The 9,388-nt window shown below is 60.6% G+C and carries 7 protein-coding genes; all 7 read right to left on the minus strand.

The genetic code is table 11. From position 1 onward, the window contains the following. Positions 1-254: 254 nt before the first annotated feature. From ACILSO_RS26310 to ACILSO_RS26340, 7 genes are read right to left on the minus strand one after another with little or no spacing between them, the layout of a single operon-like run. Positions 255-1,790 carry a sialate O-acetylesterase gene (locus ACILSO_RS26310; RefSeq protein WP_395740460.1) on the minus strand — a complete coding sequence of 512 codons (1,536 nt, stop codon included), beginning with the start codon at positions 1,788-1,790 and terminating at the stop codon, positions 255-257. 32 nt (positions 1,791-1,822) lie between these two features. After that, a complete protein-coding gene (locus tag ACILSO_RS26315; protein WP_395740461.1) occupies positions 1,823-3,064 on the minus strand; it encodes a sialidase family protein in 1,242 nt (413 codons plus the stop codon). 8 nt (positions 3,065-3,072) lie between these two features. Continuing rightward, positions 3,073-4,245: a Gfo/Idh/MocA family protein gene (locus ACILSO_RS26320; RefSeq protein WP_395740462.1), complete on the minus strand. Its 1,173-nt coding sequence runs from the start codon at positions 4,243-4,245 to the stop codon at positions 3,073-3,075. After that, positions 4,242-5,693, minus strand: a complete 1,452-nt coding sequence (locus tag ACILSO_RS26325) for a hypothetical protein (protein WP_395740463.1) — start codon at positions 5,691-5,693, stop codon at positions 4,242-4,244. Before ACILSO_RS26325 ends, ACILSO_RS26320 begins: the two co-directional genes overlap by 4 nt. After that, positions 5,687-7,786: a c-type cytochrome gene (locus ACILSO_RS26330; protein WP_395740464.1), complete on the minus strand. Its 2,100-nt coding sequence runs from the start codon at positions 7,784-7,786 to the stop codon at positions 5,687-5,689. Before ACILSO_RS26330 ends, ACILSO_RS26325 begins: the two co-directional genes overlap by 7 nt. Before the next feature lies 1 nt (position 7,787). Beyond that, a complete protein-coding gene (locus ACILSO_RS26335; RefSeq protein WP_395740465.1) occupies positions 7,788-8,723 on the minus strand; it encodes a hypothetical protein in 936 nt (311 codons plus the stop codon). Continuing rightward, positions 8,720-9,241, minus strand: a complete 522-nt coding sequence (locus tag ACILSO_RS26340) for a sigma-70 family RNA polymerase sigma factor (protein ID WP_395740466.1) — start codon at positions 9,239-9,241, stop codon at positions 8,720-8,722. The genes ACILSO_RS26335 and ACILSO_RS26340 overlap by 4 nt, the downstream gene beginning before the upstream one ends. Between the last annotated feature and the right edge of the window lie 147 nt (positions 9,242-9,388).

Below are 9,388 nucleotides of genomic sequence, written 5' to 3' on the forward strand. Positions count from 1 at the left end.
TTTCGCACGCTTTGCAACCACCAACGAGTGCACGACCTTGAACCCCGCATGAGCATCTTTGACATGCGCGACAGTCTCAATTCGTTCAGCCCTGAAAGGGCGACATAGTGCAGCCTTGGGCAAGCGAGCGCAGCCCTGGGTAATCGACACGCAATCCGGGAAGCAAACCCAAAACTCCTCCACTCTCAGCGTTCACCAGCAGCGTCCTCAGAAAGCCCCGGCACACGCCTGCCGCCCAACGCACGTCATCCCCCTCACTCCCTCTTCACCACCACCCGAAACGGCCGCAGCGGCAGCCCCGCTCCGTTCTCCAGCGAGAGAATCGGATTCTCCGCCCATGCATACCTCAACTCCTGCGGCTTCGGTGCATCCTTGCTCCACACCATCACCTCATTCCCCTCGATTTTCCCTTCGGCCCACACCCACTTCCCATCCGCATTCTTCAGCACAAATCCCCGCACCTCCCCACCACGCGCTCTCAGCCCCTCCGCGTGCTTCAACCGCAAACGCACCTTCTCCCCTTCAGCCTCATACGACACAAATTCCGGACTGTGCACCTCTCCAAGCTCAAGCCCATACACCTCGGCCAGCGCCAGATTAGCCAGCCGATCCCCCACCGGCTTCTTCACGGGAAAGTGCGCATTCTCCGCGATGCCCAGATCAATCGAGCACACCACGCCCGTCTTCGGCAGCTTCAGCGCCGCATTCTGCACCTCACGGACCACTGGCAAAGGTTTGTCCTCATCCGGCTTCGTCTGCAGCGGGTGCATGTTGTTCACCTCCACATAGTAAAACGGCAGTTCCGCATGCCAGTGCGCCCGCCATGTGCGGATCAGTGTCTGGATCAGCTCCGGATACTCCGCCGGATGCTTGCCATTACCATCCCCCTGAAACCAGATGACACCCTTCACCGCATAAGGCTCCAGCCCCGCGATCTTCCCATTGTAAAGCCTCGTCGGCACCTTGCTCCCATCCGGCGTGTAAAAGGGCCGCGGCCTCACCTTCGCATTCTTCACCATGAGTTCTTGCGTCGGATTCGCCTTCCGCCACGCCGCCTCCTCACTCTTGTATTTCTCCTCCGCCTCCTTCGAATATCCCTTCAGCGCCTCCTCATGCCGCTTCCAGATTGCGGCCCCCACCGAAGTCTTGTTCAGTTCCTCCTTCGGAATCCACATCTCCGCACCCGTGCCACCCACGGATGAAACAATCAGCCCCACCGGTGTGCGCAGCCTCTGCTGCAACGCCAGTCCGAAATACCAAGCCACCGCCGAGCATTTGCCGATCGTCTCCGGCGCGGCCACGGCCCAGCTCCCCTTCACATCCTCCTGCGGCTCATCAGCCCCCTGGCTGCTCACCATGAAAAACCGGATCTTCGGCTTCACCGTCAGCGTCTGCGCTTTCGCCTCCGCCAGAGTCTCCGGTGCCACATTCGGCGCCGCCACTTGAAAGGCCATGTTCGACTGCCCGCCTCCCAGCCACACCTCGCCAATCAGCACATCCTTCGCCGTCACCGTATTCGCCCCCTTAACCGTCAGTGTCTGTGGCTCATCAGTCGCCTTCATCGCATCCAGCATCACCTTCCACTTCCCATCAGCGCCCGTCGTCACGCTCTTCGTTTCCGTCGCCAGCGTCACAGTCACCTCCTCACCCGCCTTCGCCCACCCCCACACCGGCACCGGCGTCCCCGCCTGCACCACCATGTGATCAGAAAACAGCGCTGGCAGCTTCACCTCCGCACGGCTCACTCCAGTGCCGACACACAACAACAAAAGCAAAAGGCAGGTCTTCATAAAAGGATTGGTTCATTCAACGCCTCACTCGCTCACTTCTTCACCGGTTTGCTCTTCTCAAACTCCTCCTCCATCAGTTGCGGCTCACGGCTCTTGTGCACACCACCTTCGCTATCAGCCAGCCGGTTGATCATCTGCTTCAGCTTGCCCCCCTCCGTCACGATCTTCCCCGCCTTGATGTCCACCTCGCTGAACTTCGCAAACAGGATCTCCTGCTCGTCCCTCTCATACCGCCCGCGGTCATACGTCACGTAAATAAAACCGTTTGCACCCTCCGTCCCGTCCGGATAGCTCACCCGCTGCCGCTCATCCAGCATCAGCTTGTGCGGCCACGTCTTGCCATCGTCCTCGGAAAGCATCGCCGTCAGCCGGTCACGCCCGCGCGGCACATCATTCACCACCAGCAGCAGCGCACCGGACTTCAGCTTGCGCAAAAAGAAGCGCGTGTTCAGCCCCCGCTCCTTCGTAAACGGCCCCTCGTTCACCCACGTCGCCCCATGGTCAAACGACTCCGCCTGCGCGATCCCATACGTCGTCCGCGCCATCATCAGCAGACTCCCATCCTTCCGCTCCACCGCCATGTGCTCCGCAAACGACACATCCTTCACACTGAATTTCGAGAGAAACGAATAGCTCTTCCCCTGATCCTTCGACACATAAAACTGCGTCCTCGTCCCCTGCTTCGTTTCCTGATTATTATCAATCGGCCGCAGCCAGTCACCGTTCGAGAGCACCGTCGGCTTGTTCAGCCCCAAGCCAAAACCCGCCAGCACCGGCGCATTCCACTTCGGCATCGCATCATCCGGATTCTCACAGCAGAACCCCCACAGCGAGCGAATGCCCTCGGGATGTTTCACCTTCAAAATCCGAAACACAAACCACCACAGCCGCCCCTGCGGATCGATCCACACATTCGGATCTCCCGTGCTCCCTTCAAAAAACGTCGTCGGATCATACACCGCCACCGGGTTGCTCCACGTCACCCCATCATCATCGCTCGTCACCAGCAGCGCATGGTTCCCGCTGCTCCCCTCGCTCAGCGGCCCCGCATACCACGTCGCCCACAGCCGCCCCTTCGCTGTACGTTCAATGCTCGGAATCCCCTGCCACATCCGCAGTCGCGGCCAGTACTTCGGCCCCGGGTCCATTTTGATCACCGGCGGCGTCCTCGTCGTCACTCCAAAATCATCCGGCACGAGTGTGGTAGCCTTCGGCGGCTCCGCTGAGTGCAGCAGGCCTATGGAGAGGAGTAAGAGAGAGCAGATTCTTTTCATGATCGGTTTCATTTCCAGTTCGCGAGAGGGTTTTCTTTCACATCCAGCGGAAAGCTCACTCGCTCACCCTGGCGCACATGCGAAGCCATCACCGCCGTGATCATCTCCACCGTCAGCCGCCCATCCGCCCCGCTGCACAGCGGCTGCCTCTCCTTGTCTTCAATGCACGCGATCAGATCCAGCGCACCTGTCGCATGGCTCATCACCTGCTTGCCGATGTCCGCGATCGGCTCCGGCTCACCCACGCCCGCCGCACTGATCGGCACCCACGTCCGCGCTTCCTTCATCGGCTGAAACGGACTCTCCGCGCACAAATGCGCCAGCGGCGTCTGATCCACGCGAATGTCGATGATCCCCTTCGTGCCGATGAGCTGCAGCCCAAATCCCACTTTCGGATCACCCGCCTCCTGGATCGAATCAAAGTAAAACGGCACACCCGATTCCAGATCAAATCGTGCATGCACCTCGTTCCCCGCCATCGGGCCAAAGTCCGCCTTCGTCTTGATCACCTCCGCCTGCGTCACCGGCTTCCCATTCAGCATGATCGCCCCCGAGCACGCCACCGGTTTCCCTGCCAAAAACGCTCCCAGGTTAAGGACGTGCGATCCCAAAGTCCACAGATCCTCCATCCCTCCGCGTCGGTCTTCTTTCCCACGCCCGCGAATCTCTAGCAGTCTTCCGATCAGCCCCTCCTGCACCAGCTTCTTCACCACCGGCAGCGTCGGGTGCCATCGGTTGCGATGCGCCAGCGCCAGCTTCACTCCGTTCTTCTCACACGCCGCGATGATCTCATCCGCCTCCGCCAGCGTGCGGCAGAACGGCTTCTCCAAATAAATCCCACGCGCACCCGAAGCCGCCGCCACCAGCGCCATGTCCCGATGCAATCCCATCGCCGGACCAATCGCCACCACGTCCGGCTTCGCTTTCGCAATTTCATGATAATCCGCAAACCCCTGCGTAATCTTCAGCTCCTTCAGCGTCGCCTCCAGCTTCTTCGCATCCGGATCCGCCGCCGCCACGATCTCCGTCCCCGGCACCTTCAGCCACATCGTGTCAAGACTGTGCCCATAGCTCCCCTTGTTCCCCAGCACCACCACCCGCCACTTGCGCGCAGGTTCAGCAGAATGAGCGGCAAGTGCAAAGGTCGAAGCGGCAGAGGCAATAAAGTGTCGGCGGTTCATGGTTGGGTGGGGATTTGGTTCAAAGTGTAATGCGCGATCTCCGGCGTGAGCAATGCCTCTTCTGTGGAATGCAGCCCCTTCACCGTCAGCTCATGCACACACCCAGCGCGCAGCGGCTTTATCTCCAGCTCCACACTCAGTCCATCTTTCGCGACATCAACCACACGCACCTCCGGCTCTTTCACGTCAATATCCGGCCCGCCATAATCCGCGTGATACTCATACGTGTAGCTCCGCATCTGCCACTTCGCCGCCATCACTGCCTCCTTGGTCACCGGCTGTGTAAACGTACACCGAAACCCCTTCGGCCTCGCCTCCATCGTCCTCATCGAGAACGGCCCCTTTCCATTCCACACCACTCGCTCCACGCCATACGGCTTGCTCCCCACCGAGCTCCATCCGCGGCTCGTCTCTCCCACGAACAGCGAGCCATCCTCACCAAACTCCAGCCGCAGCACCCCCGACTGAAAGCGCTCCATGAAGGGAAAACACGCCCCCTGATACTCACCGCCCACCTTCTCCAAAAACACGCGATTGATCGACGCCTGTGTCAGCTCCCCCACAAAGAATTGCCCCGCAAACGGCCCAAACTTTCCGCCCGTTCCATCATACGCCATGTCCGTCGTGCTCATGCCCATCTTCCGATACGGCATCCACACCGCCGCCGGTTTGTAGATAGGCATCCGCTTCGCCGCTTCAGCTACCGGCACATTTTCCACCAGCTCCTTCGGCTCAGCAAACGGCGCCCCCGGCAGCCTCGCCGAAGCAAACGCCGCGATATGCCCATGAAACCGCCCCTGCGCGATATGGTGAATTCCGCACGCCGAATTCCAGTGTCCCTGCTGATCTGTGTAAAACACATCACCCTCCGGATTAATGCCAATCCCACACGGCGACCGCATCCCGCCCGAAACCGGCTGCCACTTCCCATCCGGCGTCATGCGCAGGCTGTAGCCTCGCCAGTCCCGATTCGGCAGCACCACATCTCCCATCGTGCAGTTCAGCGTGATCCACATGTTCCCCGCCACATCAAACTTCGGCCCATAAGTGTACTCATGGTACGCACCGGTAACTCCCCACCCCTTCGCGATGCAGCGATACTCATCCGCCACTCCGTCACCATTCGTGTCCCGCAGCCGCGTCACCTCGCTGCGCTGGCTCACATACAGGTCACCATCGTGAAACGCCAGCCCCAGCGGCTCATGCAGCGCATTCGCAAACTTCTTCCACACCACACCGCTCCCATCCTTCGAGTACGCGTTCTCCGCGATCCACACATCTCCACGCCTCGTCGCCACCGCCAGCCTCCCACCCGGCATCGGCGCAATCCCTCCCGCCTCCAGCGTCAGCTCCTTCGGATGCTGCAACGTGATGCGACGATACGCATCCTCCGCAGTGCCACTCACCGCGCAGAGCAAAGCAACAGTCCAAACAAAAAATTTCACCATGAGATCTCCTCCACAAATTCCGAAACTCCCTCTTTAAACTCAAGCCGCGTCACCCCACTCGGCATAGACACCTTCACCTGCGCCACCGGCTTCGCCGTGATCTGCACCACCTCCTTTGTCTGCCCCGTGACCCGAATCGTCCTCTTCAATCCACCCTTCCCATTCGGCTCCACGCGATCCTCTACCTTCAGCGCCCCCAGATCATACTCAAACACCGGCCCCCCCTCCGCCGTCACACGATACCCACGAAACTGCGCCACCACCTTCTCCTCACCCACAATCCCAATCACACCCGCATCCTCCAGATGCACCAGCGCCTCACCCAGTGGCTGCTCCATCTTCGTGTAGCGCTGGTTCCACGTCCCATCCGCATCAATAAACTTCCCCCGCCACGCCATCGACCACCGCACCGCCAGCGCATCAAATGTCACATTCATTCCACCCGGAAAACCCACCGCAATCGCATGCGTCCCCGTGCCTTTCACAAAGGTGCGGAAAACAATCGGCCTGTCCTTCGGCTCCAGCACCAGCGAAGCACGGCTCGCCAGCCCCTCCGGCGGCAGACTCTCATCCACCTCCGCCAGATAACGCAGCAGACTGTCGATCTGCCTCTCCGTCGTCCCACCGCCCAGCGTCGGATTCATCGGCTGCCCCCCCGGCCAAAACGGCGGCATGCGCGATCCGGTGGGAAAGCCCATCGGATTCATCAAAAAATCGCGCATCCACTCCGGCCTCAGCCGCTTCGGCATCTGCGCCAGATCATACGCACCGATGCCCAGCGAAGGCTGCCCATTGATGTCATGGCAGATGATGCACGCATACCCCTTGATCCCCACCATCTCACGCCCCCACTCCGCAGTGCCCGCATGCTCCGCATCCTTCGGCCTCACATACGGCTTCACGCTCGCATCCGCATCCGCCTTGCTCAGCATCTTCCCCAGCTCATTCGCCAGATCATCCCCAAAGCCCGGCATCTTCACCCGCATGTAAGTCCGCACCGGATCACGCCCTCGCAGGATCGCCCCCAACGCACTCCCGATAAACTTCCTTCCCACCCCATCCAGCGGCGGCGGCAGCCTCCCCAGATCTCCCAGATCATCCTTCGTCGAAGTAAAATGAATCCCAATGTCCGGCGTCGGCCCACCCAGCCCACCACGCTGATGACATGCAAAGCAGTTCCTCTGCAGCATCACATGCCTGATCTCATCCTTCGGCTTCGTCACATCACCCACCGCCAGAGTCGTTAGCAAAACTTCACGCTGCTCATCACTCAGCGCATACCTCGGCAGCCCCACCTTCGGCTCCATCTCCAGGCATCCACCCTTCATCGCTACCAGCGGCACCGTCTTCGCCACCGGCTCCTTCCCATGGCACGCCACACAGCCCAGCGCCGCAAAGCTCTTCCTCCCACGCTTAGCCCGCTCCTCATCCACCACAAACTCCTCCGCCTTCACCACCTCAGGCGCCAGATACGCCGCCAGATTTGCCGCATCCTTCTTCCCAACCCGTTGCTCCGGCATACGACCCGCGGGCCGCGCCGCCAGTGGCGACATAAGAAACTTCGCCAGCTCCCCCGGCGCATACTTGCCCTCCAGCCCCTTCATCGGCTCCTTCCCATGACAGGCCACACACCCCAGGCTCAGAAACACCGTGCGCCCCGATTTCGCCGCACCCACCACCGGCTCTACCGTACTCTTCCGCTTCGCGCGCAAATTCATAAGATGATGCGTCAGATCTTCGATCACCTCCGCCTTCTTCCCCTCCTCCATTCCAGCCAGCATCGCAGGCATCGTCGTCCCCGGCTTCACCTTGCCAGGGTCCGCCAAAAAAGCGCGAATCCACCCCGCCCTCAGCCGATCCCCTGCGGCAGAAAGATCCGGCCCCGCTTTCCACACCAGCGTCGGCGTCTTCGGCGTCCCTTCATGATGACAAGCCGCACACGAAAGCTCCGAAAAAAGAATCTTCCCCGCCTCCACCTTCCACTCCCCACCCTCAGCTCGCAGTCGCTCATACCCCGGCACAGCGCACGCTACCTCAGCACCACGCGCACTCGCCACAGCGACAAAACAAAAAATCAAAATACGAGACATCATATCATCGCACGCCCGAGGGAGTTATCAGTTCCAGCTTCACATCATCCACATAGTGGCTGCCAAATTTCACCGGCTCAGCCGATCTCGCAGGCTTCGCCCGCATCACCGCCACATGCACCAGCGCATACTTCGCCTGCGGCGGCATCGGCATCATCACATTGATCGCCTTCCACTGCTCGTCCCCCTTCAGCGGCAGTTTGCGCGTGGCCATCGCCGCACTGTTCTCCCGATACCACGGCAGGTTGTCTGGCGGCACCACCGGCATCACCCCTTCCTCCACCGCACACAGCTCCACAAAACAAACATACTCCTCATCCTTGGCCACCTCAGTGGAAACAAAATTCGCCACCAGACGCAGCGATGCCATTTCATCAGCCGCCGCCACGCCCCGCAGATCCACCAGCCGGTACACATCACACCACGCGCTCTTTGCCGCATTCTCACCCGCATGCGTGGCACTGCCAAAGCGCAGCATCTTGCGCCCCGTCTTCGCTTTCAGATCGCCTGCCGCATCCACCACCTCCGCATCATCCCCGCTCCACATTCCCGTCTCCGTCGGCAGCCCCGGCACCGTGCGCACCACCTCAGCCTCAAACCCCTCCCTCATCAAAACCACACGCTTGGCCATCCTCGGAGCCACATACGCAAACACCATCGAAGTCCCAAACATCCCCAGCGCAATCCCCGCCGCCGCAGCCGCAATTGGTCTCCATTGCAGCCACACTGACCTCACCTTAGCGCGCGGCTTTACAGTCTCCTCCACCCGCTGCCCCTGCAGCCCTTCATGCAGCAGCGCATGACTCTCCGCTAGCTCCCAAAAACGCGCCCGATCCGTCGCCGAATGCAGCAGCCGCTCCTCCAGCTCCGCCCGCGCCTCATCGCTCATCGTCCCGTTCAGATGCTCATCGATCAAATGATCCAGTCGTTCGTCAGTCATGCCTTTGCCTCCGCCAGTTGTTCTTCAATGCACTTGCGCAAAAATCCCCGCGCCCGCGACAGCGCCACACTCACCGCAGCCGGAGTCCACGAAAGAATCCGCGCGATCTCCTGCGGCTTGTGCTCATGCTCATAAAACAAATCCACCACCCGCCGCGCCTGTGGCGCCAGCTTCATCAAACAGCCCGGCAGCGCCGTCAGCTTCGAATCATCCCTCGCCTCCACCGGCGCACTCGCCGCCAGCGCCTCCAGCACCTCATCCGAAAAACGGTCCGCCGCCCGTCGCTGCTGCGCCTGCGCCTTCATCACCTGAAACCGCGCAATCTGAAACGCCCAGGCAATAAAATTGGTCCCCGCCTCAAAATCCCCCGCCTTCCGCTGCACCACCAGAAACGTCTCCTGCACCACATCCTCCGCCCCCGCAAAATCCGCCGACATCAGCGACACAATGAACCCCTTGATCCGCCCCTGATGGCGTACAAAAAGCTGAAGCACCTGCTGCTGATGAGGATCGGTCATTCCCAAGAATATACCCCAGCCCCCACAAACCTTAGCAAGCCCCCTCATTCTTTTTTCATACCGCCGCATCATTCAGAAAAAAGTACTCGCGAGCATCAGCTCGCTCCGGGAGACGTGTCACAGAGTCACGGCGTCCCGGCAGCCCTC

Source organism: Prosthecobacter sp. (assembly GCF_044226605.1).
Classification (GTDB): Bacteria; Verrucomicrobiota; Verrucomicrobiia; order Verrucomicrobiales; family Verrucomicrobiaceae; genus Prosthecobacter.